At 63.7% G+C, this 14,350-nt stretch carries 15 protein-coding genes and 1 pseudogene; 8 read left to right on the top strand and 8 right to left on the bottom strand.

Annotation, left to right across the window (positions count from 1 at the left end; genetic code table 11):
* Window positions 1–15: 15 nt before the first annotated feature.
* Entirely contained in the window at window positions 16–1,422 is a 1,407-nt protein-coding gene (gene eat, locus QD228_RS16095; RefSeq protein ID WP_279876050.1) for an ethanolamine permease, read from the top strand.
* A 93-nt stretch (window positions 1,423–1,515) separates the two neighbouring features.
* Here the strand turns inward: eat and thiE are convergent, their stop codons facing one another.
* Window positions 1,516–2,139 (bottom strand): thiamine phosphate synthase, encoded by a 624-nt coding sequence (thiE, locus tag QD228_RS16100; protein WP_084208256.1) that lies wholly within the window; start codon window positions 2,137–2,139, stop codon window positions 1,516–1,518.
* A complete protein-coding gene (gene thiM, locus QD228_RS16105) occupies window positions 2,129–2,956 on the bottom strand; it encodes a hydroxyethylthiazole kinase (protein ID WP_338080383.1) in 828 nt (275 codons plus the stop codon). The genes thiE and thiM overlap by 11 nt, the downstream gene beginning before the upstream one ends.
* A gap of 502 nt (window positions 2,957–3,458) precedes the next feature.
* Here thiM and QD228_RS16110 point away from each other — a divergent pair.
* Together QD228_RS16110 and QD228_RS16115 are read left to right on the top strand one after the other, a co-directional pair.
* A pseudogene (locus tag QD228_RS16110) lies at window positions 3,459–4,100 on the top strand (endonuclease/exonuclease/phosphatase family protein); the annotation flags it as partial.
* A gap of 30 nt (window positions 4,101–4,130) precedes the next feature.
* Window positions 4,131–4,427 (top strand): helix-hairpin-helix domain-containing protein, encoded by a 297-nt coding sequence (locus QD228_RS16115; protein ID WP_279876061.1) that lies wholly within the window; start codon window positions 4,131–4,133, stop codon window positions 4,425–4,427.
* Window positions 4,428–4,589: 162 nt separating this feature from the next.
* Here the strand turns inward: QD228_RS16115 and yghX are convergent, their stop codons facing one another.
* The gene (gene yghX, locus QD228_RS16120; RefSeq protein ID WP_176494380.1) at window positions 4,590–5,477 is read right to left on the bottom strand and encodes a YghX family hydrolase; all 888 of its coding nucleotides are present in this window, start codon (window positions 5,475–5,477) and stop codon (window positions 4,590–4,592) included.
* A gap of 220 nt (window positions 5,478–5,697) precedes the next feature.
* Here yghX and QD228_RS16125 point away from each other — a divergent pair, with 220 nt between their 5' ends.
* From QD228_RS16125 to QD228_RS16135, 3 genes are all read left to right on the top strand, one after another.
* Window positions 5,698–5,874, top strand: a complete 177-nt coding sequence (locus QD228_RS16125) for a hypothetical protein (protein ID WP_157109441.1) — start codon at window positions 5,698–5,700, stop codon at window positions 5,872–5,874.
* A 181-nt stretch (window positions 5,875–6,055) separates the two neighbouring features.
* The gene (locus QD228_RS16130; RefSeq protein WP_077374004.1) at window positions 6,056–6,469 is read left to right on the top strand and encodes a Lin0512 family protein; all 414 of its coding nucleotides are present in this window, start codon (window positions 6,056–6,058) and stop codon (window positions 6,467–6,469) included.
* Complete coding sequence (locus QD228_RS16135; protein ID WP_191237380.1) at window positions 6,466–6,843, top strand: Lin0512 family protein; 378 nt, start codon at window positions 6,466–6,468, stop codon at window positions 6,841–6,843. Before QD228_RS16130 ends, QD228_RS16135 begins: the two co-directional genes overlap by 4 nt.
* A gap of 144 nt (window positions 6,844–6,987) precedes the next feature.
* On the opposite strand, the gene QD228_RS16140 is transcribed toward QD228_RS16135, so the two are convergent.
* Entirely contained in the window at window positions 6,988–8,019 is a 1,032-nt protein-coding gene (locus tag QD228_RS16140; protein ID WP_279876051.1) for an HlyD family secretion protein, read from the bottom strand.
* 22 nt (window positions 8,020–8,041) lie between these two features.
* Window positions 8,042–9,580 (bottom strand): MFS transporter, encoded by a 1,539-nt coding sequence (locus QD228_RS16145; protein ID WP_279876052.1) that lies wholly within the window; start codon window positions 9,578–9,580, stop codon window positions 8,042–8,044.
* A 124-nt stretch (window positions 9,581–9,704) separates the two neighbouring features.
* Here QD228_RS16145 and QD228_RS16150 point away from each other — a divergent pair, with 124 nt between their 5' ends.
* Window positions 9,705–10,454 carry an IclR family transcriptional regulator gene (locus QD228_RS16150; RefSeq protein ID WP_279856100.1) on the top strand — a complete coding sequence of 250 codons (750 nt, stop codon included), beginning with the start codon at window positions 9,705–9,707 and terminating at the stop codon, window positions 10,452–10,454.
* Between the two features lie 150 nt (window positions 10,455–10,604).
* Here QD228_RS16150 and QD228_RS16155 read toward each other — a convergent pair whose 3' ends face one another.
* Together QD228_RS16155 and QD228_RS16160 are read right to left on the bottom strand one after the other, a co-directional pair.
* On the bottom strand, window positions 10,605–11,300 hold the full coding sequence (locus QD228_RS16155) for a haloacid dehalogenase type II (RefSeq protein ID WP_279876053.1): 696 nt from the start codon (window positions 11,298–11,300) through the stop codon (window positions 10,605–10,607).
* Between the two features lie 290 nt (window positions 11,301–11,590).
* Complete coding sequence (locus QD228_RS16160; protein ID WP_077373992.1) at window positions 11,591–12,109, bottom strand: lactoylglutathione lyase family protein; 519 nt, start codon at window positions 12,107–12,109, stop codon at window positions 11,591–11,593.
* A 221-nt stretch (window positions 12,110–12,330) separates the two neighbouring features.
* Between QD228_RS16160 and QD228_RS16165 the strand changes: the two genes are divergently transcribed.
* A complete protein-coding gene (locus QD228_RS16165) occupies window positions 12,331–13,206 on the top strand; it encodes a LysR family transcriptional regulator (RefSeq protein WP_279876054.1) in 876 nt (291 codons plus the stop codon).
* 26 nt (window positions 13,207–13,232) lie between these two features.
* On the opposite strand, the gene QD228_RS16170 is transcribed toward QD228_RS16165, so the two are convergent.
* Window positions 13,233–14,201 (bottom strand): LysR substrate-binding domain-containing protein, encoded by a 969-nt coding sequence (locus QD228_RS16170; RefSeq protein ID WP_141392023.1) that lies wholly within the window; start codon window positions 14,199–14,201, stop codon window positions 13,233–13,235.
* Between the last annotated feature and the right edge of the window lie 149 nt (window positions 14,202–14,350).

Here is a 14,350-nt window from a genome sequence, read left to right on the forward strand (position 1 = left end):
GACACGAATCACGACATGAATCACGACACCAACGAGCAGGACTATCTGGCCAGACGGCAGTTGAAGAAGGGCACGGCGGGCTGGATTCTGCTGGCGGGACTCGGGGTCTCCTATGTGATCTCCGGTGATTTCGCCGGCTGGAATTTCGGTATCGCGGAGGCGGGCTGGGGCGGCTTCGCGATCGCGGCGCTACTGATGGGCATCATGTATCTGGCGCTGGTGCTGTCGCTGGCGGAAATGTCAGCGGCGATACCGGCCGCCGGCGGCGGTTACAGCTTCGCACGCCAGGCCATGGGCCCGGCTGGCGGCTATCTCACCGGCCTTGCGGTATTGATCGAATATGCGCTGGCACCCGCAGCCATCGTCATCTTCATCGGCAGCGCGGTGGAGTCGCTGCTGGGCATCAATGGCCCGATCATCTACGCCATCTTCTACCTGGTGTTCATCGGCATCCACCTGGCGGGGGTTGGCGAGGCGCTCAAGATGATGATGGTGATCAGCGGCCTGGCGGTGTTCGCGATCATCGCCACCGCGGTCGCGCTGATCGGTGACTTCGACAGCAGTCGCCTGTTCGACATCGCGCCGACGGATGCCTGGGGTGCCAGCGATTTCATGCCCAATGGCTGGTATGGCATCTGGGCGGCGCTGCCCTTCGGCATGTGGCTGTTCCTGGCCGTGGAAGGGGTGCCGCTGGCGGCTGAGGAATCGCGCAATCCGGCCCGTGATGTCCCGCGTGGCATCATCGGCGCCATGCTGTTTCTGATGTTCACCGCCGTGCTCGTCGTCTTCCTGCTGGCCGGTGCCGCCGGTGCCGAGGCGATCGGCAGCAGTGCCGTGCCGCTGGTGGATGCGCTGAACGCGACCGGCAGCGAAGGGCTGGCGACGCTGGTCAACGTGCTGGCACTGGCCGGGCTGGTGGCCTCGTTCTTCTCGATCATCTACGGCTACAGCCGTCTGGTGTTCGCGCTGTCACGGGCCGGCTATCTGCCCAAGACGCTGTCGCTGACCAGCAAGCGCAAGGCGCCGACCTGGGCGCTGGTGGTGCCGGGCGTCTTCGGTTTCCTGGTCTCGCTGACCGGTGAAGGCGATCTGATCCTCGGCATGGCGGTGGTGGGGGCGACCGTCTCCTACGCACTGATGGCCGCCAGCCACATCCTGTTGCGCCTGCGCCAGCCGCAGATGGCGCGTCCCTATCGCACGCCGGGTGGCATCGTGACCTCCTCCATCGCGCTGGTGCTCTCGCTGATCGCGCTGACCGGGGTCTATGCCTTCGATCCGCGCGCCTTCAACTACACCGTGGTGCTGTTCGTGGTGGGCATCGCCTACTACGCCATCTTCAGCCGCCATCAGCTGGTGGCGAAGACCGCCGAGGAAGAGTTCGCGCTGGTGGCCAATGCCGAGAGTGATCTCGCGGCCAGCTGATCCGCTCAGGCAGACCCTTTAGCAAAGACGACAACGCCCGCCATGGCTGACCATGGCGGGCGTTGTCGTCTCTAGCTGATGGGCAGGATCAGCTCAGAAAGGATACTGCGCCAGAAATTGCTGGGCGGCGGCGGCGGGGTCCTCGGCACAACACAGCGCCGAGACCACGGCGAGGCCGTCAGTGCCGCTGCTCATGACGTCTCCCGCATTGGCCAGCGAGATACCGCCGATGGCGACCGTCGGCAGCGGGCTTGAGCGCACCAGCTGGGTGAGTCCTTCGATGCCCAGCGGTGCGGCGTGATCGGGCTTGGTCGCGGTGGCATAGACCGGGCCGAGGCCGAGGTAGTCGATGCGCTCGACATCGACGGCCTTGAGCTGCTCAAGCGTCTGGACCGACAGGCCGATCAAGGCGTCCTCGCCCAGACGGCGACGCGCCTCGACCGGGTCGCCATCGCTCTGGCCGATGTGCAGGCCATCGGCGCCACTGGCCAGCGCGACCTCGATGCGGTCATTGATGATCAGCGGCACCTCGTACTCGTCCAGCAGCGCCTTGAGGCGGATGGCCTGGGCGATCATCTCCTCGTCGCTGGCGTGCTTGTCGCGCAGCTGCACGACACTGACGCCGCCGCGCACGGCGGCCATCACGGTGGCTTCCAGGCCGCGCTCGGCGCACAGCGCGGGGTCGGTGACCAGGTAAAGGGATAGATCAAGTGACATCGGTCAGCTCCAGGCGAGAGGCAAGCAGAGTGGAATCGGCGTCGAGAGTATACAGGGCATCCAGGAAGCGTGGCACGAAGCTGCCCGGGCCCTCTACTGACTGGCCCGCCGTCTCACCGGCCTCGGCGTAACAGGCCAGCGCGGCGGCGGTGGCCTGCAAGGTGTCATCACTCCCGGCGAGGAAGGCGGCGACCACGCTGCTCAGTGCGCAGCCCATGGCGGTGACGCGGCCCATCAGCGCATGGCCGCCCTGAATCGTGATTTGCCGCTGGCCATCGGTGACGACATCGACGTGGCCGGTCATCGCCACCACGCAGTTCTGCGTGCGCGCCAGGGCGACGGCGGCGCGGCTGGCGCGCTCCAGCGCATCCTCACTGTCATCGCCGCTGTCCACGCCACGGCCCTGATTCATCTCGCCGGCCAGCGCCAGCACCTCCGAGGCATTGGCACGTATCACGCTGGGGCGATATTCCAGCAGCGCGCGGCACGCGTACTGGCGCAGGCTGGAGGCGCCGATGCCGACGGGGTCCAGCACCCAGGGTTTGCCATCGCGGTGGGCGCACATCGCCGCCAGCTGCATGGCCTCGATCCAGCTGGGCGACAGGGTGCCGATATTGATCGACAGCGCCGCACTGATGGCGGAGATTTCCTGGATCTCCTGCTGCGCATGCGCCATCAGCGGCGAGGCGCCAATGGCCAGCAGGGTATTGGCGGTCGGTGTCATGGCGACATGGTTGGTGATGTTGTGCACCAGTGGCGTGGTCTGACGCAGACGGCGCAACGCGTTGCCGGGGGAGTGGGATGGCGATGTCATCATGGAAGCTCGTGGTGAAAGACAGGGAAGACGCTGTGAGTCGAGGGTAAGAGCTTGCGCTGCAAGGTCAAGCGACGACCGTCGTGAGCGTGTGGCTGACCCGGTAGTCATCGAAAGTCGCGCAAAGGGTAATAAATAACATCATGGTTCTATAAACCTTGACGACAAGTCCATAAGATACAGGGCCTTACGGTCTTTTGTGTACGAGTCATCAGTCAAGGGTCATGCAGTGATACGCACAGGTCATCGCGGTAGCGTCAGCAATTCGAGCAGCAGTCACTCAAATATCGCCAGCAACAGCAGCACGAGTAGCATCAGCAAGAACGCGCGCGGCCGGCAGCCCTCTGATGGCTCTCGGCTTGAGCGGATTGTCAGGCGGGTGGTGACGGCGCTGGCAGTCCCCGTGCTGTTGGGCGCTGCGGCCAGCAGTCAGGCGAATGCGGTGATTGCCAGCTGGAATCTGAAGCATGCCGGCTAGAACAACGGCAAGCATCTCGAGCAGGTCGCGGCGGTGGCCAGCCACATGGATCTGATCGGCCTGCAGGAGGTGATGAAGGAGGAGGTCGTCAGCGAGCTCGAGCAGCAGCTGGAGGCCCTGACCGGCGACGAGTGGGACAGCCTGGTCAGCCATGCGGTGGGGCGCAGCACCTATACCGAGCGTTATGCCTATCTGTATCGCGACAAGACGATCGCCTATCAGGGCGGGGCTACCGTCTATCTCGATCCCGAGGATGTGTTCTCGCGCGAGCCGCTGCTCGCCACCTTCGTCGAGAAGGACACTGGGCGGGCCTTCAGCGCCGCCAACGTGCACATCGTCTATGGCGACAGCAAGGCGGATCGCTCGCCGGAAATCCGCGCGCTAGCCGATATCTATGACCTGATGAAGGAAATCTCGCCCGGCACTCCGGCGATCATCATGGGCGACTTCAACATGGCACCGGATGAGCCTGCGTGGGGAGATCTGCGTACCCTCGGCCTGCGCCCGTTGATCACCGAGGGTGCGACGACGCTCTCCAAGACCGATGGCCGCTATGCCTCGCTCTACGACAACATCTGGTATGTGCCGAGCGAATGGCCCAAGGCCAGCGGCGATGTGTTCCGCTTCCCGGACTATCTGGGCATCAGTCATGAGACAGCGCGTGCCGATGTCTCGGACCACGCCCCGATCTATCTGTCGGTGACCGGCGAGACACTGGCGTTGCTGCCGCTGGAGGGTGGTCAGCCGCAGGCAGCCGGGGCAGAGGTCGCCTCCCGCAGGGCGTCAAAGGCCTCCAGCTCGGCGAGTCAGACCTGCATCGACCTCAACACCGCCAACGCCGACCAGCTGGATCAGCTGCCCAATATCGGGCCGGCGCGTGCCGCAGACATCATCCGTCAGCGTCCGTGGAGTTCCAGTGGTCAACTGACCCGCATCAGTGGCATCGGCCAGGGCACGCTCAGCGAGATCGTCGCCAGTGGGCTGCTGTGCAGCTGAGCTTTTTTCAGAACTGGCCTGTGCTGAACTGATCAGGCCTGAGCCTGAAGGGGCATCGGCCCCGGTCACACGGAAATGACGAAGCCAGCCATCACGCAATCCAGGTGATGGCTGGCTTCGTCGTATCGAGGCTGGTGGCAGTTTCCCCGGTGCCGCCTGAGGTCAGCTCAGATACTTCTCGAACCAGGCAAGGGTTCTGTCCCAGGCGAGCTTGGCGGCCTGTTCGTCATAGCGTGGGGTCGAGTCGTTGTGGAAGCCGTGGTGGGTGCCGGGGTAGAGATAGGCCTCGTAGACCTTGTCATGCTCCTTCAGCGCGGCTTCATAGGCGGGCCAGCCGGCATTGACGCGCTCGTCATGCTCGGCGTAGTGCAAGAGCAGCGGGGCCTGGATGGCCGCGACTTCCTCGGCGCGTGGCTGGCGGCCGTAGAAGGGCACGGCGCAGGCCAGTTCCGGATAGGCGACGGCGGCCGCATTGGAGACCCCGCCACCGTAGCAGAAGCCGGTGATGCCGATCTTGCCGGTGGTGCGGTTCTCGGCCATCAGGTAATCGATGGCGGCAAAGAAGTCGTTCATCAGCTTTTCCGGGTCTACCTGTGCCTGCAGCTCCTTGCCCCTGGGGTCGTTGCCGGGATAGCCGCCCACCGAACTGAGGCCATCCGGCGCCAGCGCGACATAGCCGGCCTTGGCCACACGCCGCGCGACATCCTCGATATAGGGGTTCAGGCCGCGGTTCTCGTGCACCACCACCACGCCGGGCAACGGCCCGCTGGCATTGGCCGGTGTCACTCGATAGGCGCGCACCTCGCCGTGGCCTTCGGGAGAGGGATAGGTGATGTACTCGGCCACGATGTCGGGGTCGGTGAACTCGACCTGTGAGGCCAGCGCGTAGTTCGGGCTTAGGCTGGCCAGTATCGAGGTGGCCGTCATGCCCGCGACGGCAAAGGCTGCCGCGCGATCCAGAAACTGGCGGCGGGTGATCTGGCCATGCACATAGCCGTCATACAGCTCCAGCAACTCGGGGGCAAAATCCTTTGCGGTCAGGCGGGTCATGTCAGACTCCTGTGATCAAGGGAATTCTGAACATAGCAACCCTGAGGTGACGCCACCATGTCAGCGCGAGTCTTTTTGTCGGATAGGCGAAGGGAGGCTGAATTCGGCATTCTTCCTGTACTACGCTCACCAGAGCGGTGGCCAATCGCTTGAGGCAAGCAGCGGGTGAGCGGTGAGCCGCCTGAGAAGCGTGCTCAAGACGTCTGACGTGGAGGCCAGCATGACAGAGGCGGAGTATCAGAGATTGCGCTGGAGAAGCATCGCGCTCACCAATGCCCAGTTGGTGTCGGCCGGTCTGGCGGTGGTGAATCTGTTTCGCGGCGATTTCGCCTCGGTGGTGGTGCTCGTCGGGGTCTGCTGGGTGCTTGGCTGGTTCAAGCCCCGCTGGGATGTCTAGCGTCGATGGCGGGCCTATCGCGCCAGTTGTGGATAGATGTTCATGAAAGTGGAACGTATTGTATGGAAAAGTGATGTTTGATGGCGGATGATGGTGGAGCAGGCCGAGAGATTGCTCTGACTTGCCTTCATTTCCGTGCCATCGCCATGGCGCGGTGCACGACGTTTCTCAAGGAGGCCACATGTCCAGGACACGCATGGTGACCCAGTTCGGTATGGGCACTTCCATTCGCAGCCAGAACTACACCGAGGCGGCGGCCCGCGGGATACGTGATGCCCTGTGGCACAACTCCCTGAATGTGGCGGATGCCTTCGGCTTTCCCAAGGAGGCGATGCTGATCGAGGTCGAGATCGGCGTGCAGCAGCCCGACAAGGTCGACAGTGACGCCCTGCTGGGGATATTTCCCTATGGCCAGCCCAGCGTGAAGGTGGTCAAGGGCGGGTTAGACGTGACCAAGCCGGATGGCAGCGGGGTGAGCGTGATCGCCAATGTCGCCCTCATCGTGTCGTTTGACATGCTGGCGAGCGGTACCGACATGCCGGAGCACCCTCAGGCTTCGCGACAGACCCGCCATCCGTCAGGAGGTCAGGCATGAGCGAGCAGCGCATCATTCTCGAGATGGGCACCGGCAATGATCTCTACGGAGAGGACTACACCAAGGCCGCCTGCCGCGCAGTGCAGGATGCCCTGCATCATTCCTCCATCGTGCTGTTTCAGTCCCTGGGCATCGATCATCGTCAGATGCGTGTCGAGGTCACCATCGGCGTACAGACACCGGAGGCCGTGGATGTGGATGCCGTGACACGCGAGTTGCCACGCGGGCGCGCCGAGGTCACGGTGGTGCACGGTGGGCTGAATGTGCATGATGAGGCCAATGGCCAGACCCATGTCATCGCCTCGGCCGCCATCGCGGCAATGCTCGATATCGAGCACGACGACTGGCAGCTGTGCCCGCCATCGTCTGGATAGTCCGTAGTGTCCAGGCAGGCCGTATCGCCTGCATCGCCTGTCTGCAAGGGCACGCAAGACAAGACGCCCCATCTGTCACTGACAGATGGGGCGTCTTGTCTTGCCGGCTAGCCGGCCGTCGCGTCCGGGAGCGAGTCCCTTTGATCAGGAGGCGTCCCGAGTAGTGACGTGGGTGATCACCGACATGCCGATGCGCACCTTGTCGAAGTCGGGTTGATCGGGGTCAAACGCGATCTTGACCGGCATGCGCTGGGTGATCTTGGTGAAGTTGCCGGTGGCGTTCTCGCTGGCCACTGCCGAGAAGGCGTTGCTGGAGGCCGGTGCGATGCTCTCGACATGACCATGGAAGGTCTTGCCCGGCAGGCTGTCCAGCGTCATCTCCACCGGCTGGCCCGGCGCCATCTCGGCCATCTGGGTCTCGAGATAGTTGGCGACCACGTAGGCTTCCTTGTGTGGCACGATGGCCAGCAGCGAGGAGCCCGGCTGCACGTAGGCACCGACACGCAATGAGCGCTGGGTGACGATGCCATCCTTGGGGGCGCGGATGGTGGTGTAATCGACGTTCAGCGCTGTCTGCTCAAGCGTGGCGCGCGAGCGCTCGACCTCGGCGCGGGCCTCGACGCGCTGAGCCTGCAGGACACCGATCTGTTTCTCGGCCGAGCGCTGAGCGGCCTGATACTGCACGAGTCGTGCCTCCCAGATGCCCTGTTCCTCATCGGCCTTTTCCTTGTCCTGCTGGGAGGCGGCATTGGTCATGCGCAGGCTGCGATAGCGTTTGGCATCATTGCGTGCGTAACGCAGTGACGCCTCGGTCGCCTTCACTTCGGCGAGGGCTTGCTGCACCACCGCGCGCTGACGTTCGATGTTGGCGTCCAGATCTCCTACCGCCGCCTGACTGGCGGCGAGATCCGCCTGGGCGGAATGCAGGGAGGCCTGGTAATCACGGTCGTCCAGCGTGGCCAGTATCTGCCCCTCGTGAACCACCTGGTTGTCTTCCACCCGTACCGTGTCGATCTGGCCGGCCACCCGTGGGGTGACCATCACGCTATCGGCACGCACGTAGGCGTTGTTGGTGGCCTCGCGGCCATCGTGACCCTTCCAGTAGAGCGCTGCATAGAGAATCAGCAGCAGCAGGGCCAGTCCGCTCAGCAGCAGAGTCGTGCGTGTCTTGTTCATGGCAGTATCGTGTTCTCGCTTTTCAGGTCGCAGGAGAGTGGGTGTGCTGGCGGGCGGCAGGTGCCGGTTGCGGCGGGTAGGCGCGCACCGGCAACACCATGACCAGCACCAGCAGGGCCACCACGAAGGGAATGATGGCGAGGTAGGCATCCGCGTAGCTCATCACCGCGGCCTGCTCGGAGAGGCGAGTGGCGATATCGCGCGCGGCGTCCAGCGGGATGAGGCCGGCGGGCTGATTGCCCTGCAGGCCCAGCGCTTCGCTCAGGCGGGTCGAATGCAGGGCATCACGCTGGACGATGAAGCTGCCATAGACAGTGGTGGCCACCACCGTGAACAGCGCCCGCAGCGAGTTGACCATCGCGGTGGCAAAGGGGCCGTCCAGCGGACTGATGGCGCCGGTGGCATTCATCAAGAGCGGCACGACCACCATCGGTTGGCCCAGGGTATTGAGCACCTCGATGAGCAGGAAGTTGTCACGGTTCCAGTCGCTGGTGAGCTGCGAGCCCAGCAGGCAGCTGATCAGGATCAACACCAGGCCCGTGGCCATCACATAGCGGCTGTCGACGCTCCTGCGATTGATCAGTGTCGCCACCAGCGGTGCCAGCACGAGCTGCGGCAGAGCCATGGTCAGCATCACCGGGAACAGCTGCATGGGGCGATAGCCCTGTACCTCGCCCAGGAAGGCGGCGGGAATGGTGCCGGCGGCCAGGGTCAGGAACATGAAGGTACACAGGGTGAGAATGCCGAAGGCGAAGTTGCGATGGGCCAGGAGCTGCAGCTTGTAGAGCGGCAACGGGTGGAACCATTCATGGATCAGGAAGGCGGCGAAGGCCAGTCCGCCCGTGCCCAGCAGGGCGATGATCACGGGGGAGTTGCCCCAGTCGAGACGCTCGCCCTGGGTCATGCCGGCCACCAGAGCGCACAGGGCGGTGACGCCAAGCAGGGCGCCGAGCCAGTCGAACTGCTTGAGGCGCTCCAGCTTGAGCGGGTCCTGTGGCAGGCCCCAGGACACCAGCGCCGCCGCGATGAGACACATCGGCGCGGTTTCCCAGAACACCAGATTCCAGTCGCCCAGGTCGCCATAGAGCGCGGCCAGCGGTGCCGACAGATAAGGGCCGAAGGTGGCCGTCATCGCATAGGCCGACAGGCCATAGAGCTTGCTGTGCCACGGCAGAAAGCGCAGCGCCGACATCATCAGCAGCGGCAGGATGCTGCCGGATGCCAGCCCCTGGGCAACGCGCAGCCCCGCCATCAACGGGAAGCTCTCGGCCAGTGGCACCAGAAGCGAGAACACCGCCAGTGACAGGCAGGCACCGATGGCGAAGCGGCGCAGGCTGAAGGTGACGGCCAACCAGCCGGCCAGCAGCATCATCGAGACTTCAGCGGCGCTGTAGAGGGTGGTCAGCCAACTGCCTTCATCATGGGAAAAGCCGAAATGACCGACCACATCCGTCAGCACCGTCTGAGTGACTCGCTCGCCGACACCGGACATCAGCGAGGCGAGCAGGATACCCACGAGGCCGAGAGCGATTCGTAGATTGAAGGGTTGAGCAGCAGCCACTGGCAGGTTCTCGCGTCTGACGGAAAGGGCAGGAAGATATCGCGGTAGGTGTTTCGTTATGCGGTACACTGTACCATTCAGTGGTTTTGTTGAGCAAGTAGTTAGCTTGTTAAGGAGATGTGACTTGACCACACGTGAAGGCGGTGGCGTACAGGTCGTGGCCAGGGTCGCGGCGATTCTCAAGAGCCTGGAAGGCAATGAGCGGGGCATGAGTCTGGGGGAGATCGCGCAGCGCAGTGAGCTGCCGCGTTCCACCGTCAAGCGGCTGGTGGACGCGCTGGCGCAGGAGGATCTGCTGGAGATTCATGGGCATGGCGGTATCCGGCTGGGGTCTGCCTTGATGCGACTGGCGCGGCATAGCCAGCTCGACATCACCACGCACGCCAAGTCATTTCTGGAAGCCTTGAGTGTCACCACCGAGGAGACGGTGGTGCTCTGCAGCCTGAGCGGCAACGAGTTGCTGATACTGCACTCCGTATTGTCCCCGCAGCCCCTGCGGGTATCGCCGATGGCCGGCAATTTCCTCTCTCTGCACGCGACGTCCAGTGGCAAGGTCCTGCTGGCACACCTGCAGGACGCGCAGGTCAAGCACTTGCTGGGAACCGCGCTCACGGCCTACACGGACAAGACCGCGAACATGCCCGAGCTGCTCGAGCAGCTGGCGGAGATTCGTCGCTGTGGATACGCATACGACGCCGGTGAGCACACCCGCGGGGTCGCGGCCATCGCCACGGGTCTCGAGACCAGTCAGGGGCATTACGCCATCTCGGTTCTGGGCCCGGAATGGCGCATTGCCAGCCGGCATGCCGAGATCAAGACGGCCCTCGGCCAGACCCGTGACGAGATGCTCAAGACGTTCCGGTCACTGGAGTGAAGGCATCGACAAGAGGCAGGGGGCAGAAGAAGGCTGCAGATCACCAGGGAGGTGGAGGTGAGGCGGGGGGAAGAGGTAAATCAGACACGCCACGGGCCTTGAGTAGGCGCCGTGGCGTGTCTGTCATGCGGCTTTCACCGGCGGGGGAGATCAGGCGTGTCGGGTGGCGATCAGGTGATCGGCCAGGGTCATCAACTCATCGGCCACATGGTCCGGTGTCGGGACATTGCTTGCCGGCAGCACGGCATTGTGCGGACGCGTCAGGAGTGCACCCTGCATGCCGGCTGCCTGGGCGCCGATGGTATCCCAGACGTGACAGGCGACCATGCACATGTCATCGAGCTTGACCTCGAGTTGCTCGGCCACGTGCTGATAGGTCGCGGGCGCCGGCTTGAACTGTTCCACGGCTCCGACACTGAAGTGCTGCTCGAAGGCCTCGCTGATGCCGGCCTTTTCCAACGGTGTCGGTGAGGCACCGGCGGGAGAGTTGGTCAGGGTCACCAGGCGGAAACCGGCCTGCTTCAAGCGCTCAAGCGCCGGTGCGACGTCGGGGTGAGCCGGCATCTCGGCCATGCGCGACTTGAGCTCATCGATATCGCTGTCCTTGAGCGTGACCTGATGGATATCGGCGACCATCTTCAGGATACCCACGCCAAGCTCACCGAAGGGGGTATAGCGATGCGCAAGCGTCAGGGTCTGGGAATACAGCACCAGTTGCGCGAACCATTCACGCAGCACGCCTTCATCGCCGAAGACGCGCCCGAACAGCGGTGAAAGGGTGGTGATGTCGAGCAGGGTCTCGTTGACGTCGAATACCAGAACGGAGACGGGCTTTGGGGTGGACATGAACACTCCTGGACAGACTGGGTGTGGGGTGTGGGCCTGGGGAGGCAGTACAGCGGATGTCGGTGAAAGGAATCTCCCTGCATTGCTGGCCCGGTAGCGCCCATCGATTGCCTACCAGCTTACGCAAATTTGAATGATTGCTCAACAATCGACAGGAGGCGACCGTGATGGGGCCTGGCCATGACGAAAAAAGCCCCTTGCCCCCCTGATGACAGGGGGCAAGGGGCGCTGGTTCGATGCACGCATGCGCCGGTCATCGACTCATGCGTGCATCGCTGCCTGGGGCTTGATCAGTCGTTCTGATAGGCACCGGCGGCATAGGTCATTTCATAGCTGTGGCTGTAGACCTCGAGGATGTTGCCGAACGGGTCTTCCATGTAGACCATGCGGAACGGCTTCTCGCCCGGGAAGTACTCGCGTACCGGCATGCGCTGCTTGCCGCCGGCGGCCACGATGCGTTCGGCCAGCCCTTCGACGTCCGGGTCCTGAACGCAGAAGTGGAAGATGCCGGTCTTCCAGTACTCGAAGTTGTTCTCCGGCGTCTCGTGGTTCGGGAATTCGAAGATCTCGACCCCGATACGATCACCGGTGGACAGGTGGGCGATGCGGAAGCTGCCCCAACCCGGACCGAAGACATCGCTGCACATCACGCCGATGGCGGAGTCGTCTTCGGTGATGGTGGTCGGCTCCATCACCACGTACCACCCCAGTACCTCGGTATAGAACTTGACGGCGGCTTCCACATCACCGACGGACAGGCCGATGTGGGAGAAGGTGCGCGGATACGGTGTGTGCTTTTCGCTGCTCATGATTCACCTCGTGAAGGGAGTCGTGAAGGGAATTGGCTCAGTCACTGTCTGCGTGACGTTGGATGCCATCTTGGGTGTCATGAGCAATAATGAAAACTACGTAACTGTTATGATAGTGATAAGAGTTCGTTATGGCGGACCGGCGTCGTCGCCGATCAGGACTGCCGGCTGTCAGGCCAGACACGTCCCGGGCGCCATGACTGTCGCAACGAGGAGCCGACATGCTGCAACCCCAGTGGTTACGTACCTTCCGCACTCTGGTGAGTGTCGGCAATTTCACGCGCACCGCAGAGCAGCTCGATCTGACGCAGGCCGCTGTCAGCCAGCATGTGCGACATCTGGAAACCCAGCTGGGCAAGCTGTTGATTCGACATCCTCGCAAGCTCGAACTGACACCGGCCGGCCATGCGTTGCTGGATTACGCGCGCGAGATGGAGACGGCGGAGCAGCGCCTGGCCCAGCGCCTGGCCGGCAATGAAGACAGTCACGGGGATATTCGGCTGATCACGCCGGGCAGCATCGGGCTGGCGCTTTACCCCCGCTTGCTGGCGCTGCAGCAGGCGTCACCCGGTCTCAATATCCATCATCGCTTCGCCCCCACGCGCGAAGTGGTGGAGTCAGTGCTTGAGAATCGCTTCGAGCTGGGCATCGTCACCCAGAAGCCGGATGACCCGCGCCTGAGCGTGACGGAGCTGACCCGCGAGCCACTTGAGCTGGTGGTGCCGGCGGGTGTCGAGATCCATGACTGGCGCGATCTCGAGACGTTGGGCTTCATCGATCATCCCGATGGCCAGGACATGGCGTCACGACTGCTCAGTCGGCGTTTCCCGGGCAATCCGGGCGTCCGCTCATTGCCGCGCAGTGGCTCCACCAATCAGATCAGCCTGATTCTGGAACCGGTCGCCCGAGGGCTGGGCTTCAGCGTCGTGCCTCGCCATGCCCGTGAGGCCTTCCAGAATCCTCAGGCCATCAAGGTGGTGGCACCCGCAGACGGGGATGTCGAGGTGGTGGATACGCTGTGGTGGATCACGCGGGCGGAGTGGCCGCTGTCAGCGCGCGCCAGACGGGTACAGCGCGATCTTCAGGCCGGTCTCTGAGAGCCGATGAGTGAGGAGGGCGGGCGTCAGGCGTCAGGCAATGTCAGGCCTGAGAATTCGCGCATCAACCAGCGGGTGATGGGCTGGATCACGGCGCTGTTGGGATGGCGGACGCTCATGCGATAGCCATGACGGTCACGCGAGATATGCGGCGTCAGGGCGATCAGCGAGCCGTTGTCGAGCAGGTCCTGAATGACGTGACTCCAGCCCAGCGCGACCCCCTGATGGTTGACGGCGGCGTTCAGCGTCAGCGGAAAGTTGTTGAAGGGAAAGGCCTTGTCGAGACGCGGTACCGGCAATCCCGCATGACGACACCAGGTGGCCCAGTCCAGCCAGCGACTATCGCGCATGTCCAGATGCAGCAGCGTGATGCGCGACAGCGCCTCGGCATCCAGCCCCTTCTCCAGCCCATGACGCCGCGCGTAATCCGGGGAGCAGACCGGAAAGGCGCGCTCCGCGACCACCAGCGTATCGCGATGATCGCCCGTCAGCGGCGGGCCGAAGCGGATCGCGATATCGGCCTGCTGCATCTGCGGGTCTTCATCGCGATCGATCGGCAGCAGCGTGAAGTGACACTCCGGAAAGGCCTGCTCCAACCGCTCCAGCCGCGGGCGCAGCCAGACGTGGGCGAAACCGGCACCCGCGGCGATGGTGATGCGCGGTGTCGGCTTGTGCACCTTGCGACGTGCTTCCGTGACGGCGCTGCAGACCTGGCCAAGTCCGCCTGCCAGTTCGGCATGAAAGCTCTCGCCGTAGTGGTTGAGGATCAGCCTGCCGCCTTGGCGATCGAACAGCGGATGGCCCAGGTGCTCCTCCAGCGCGCGGATGCGCTGGGAGATGGTGGGCTGGGTGGTATCCAGCTCATTGGCCGCAGCCGTCATCGAGCCCAGGCGAACCGTCACGTCAAAGGCGACCAGCCCGCGCAGGGAGGGCAGGTCATCCAGAGGGCTGGCGGTATCGTCTGGCGCAGGGGAGCGTGTCTTTCGGGCCGGCACGGGAGTCCTCGCTGTGATGCACTGTCACGGCGGTCCTGTCCTGGAATATCCGGGCCTGCGAGAGGCTTCACGCCGTACACCGCGGATATCAGGCAAGAGCGCCGCCTTGTATAGGCGGCACTTATACGCGACGCAGCGAGTGACATCAA

The organism is Cobetia sp. 3AK (assembly GCF_029846335.1).
Lineage (GTDB): Bacteria > Pseudomonadota > Gammaproteobacteria > Pseudomonadales > Halomonadaceae > Cobetia > Cobetia marina.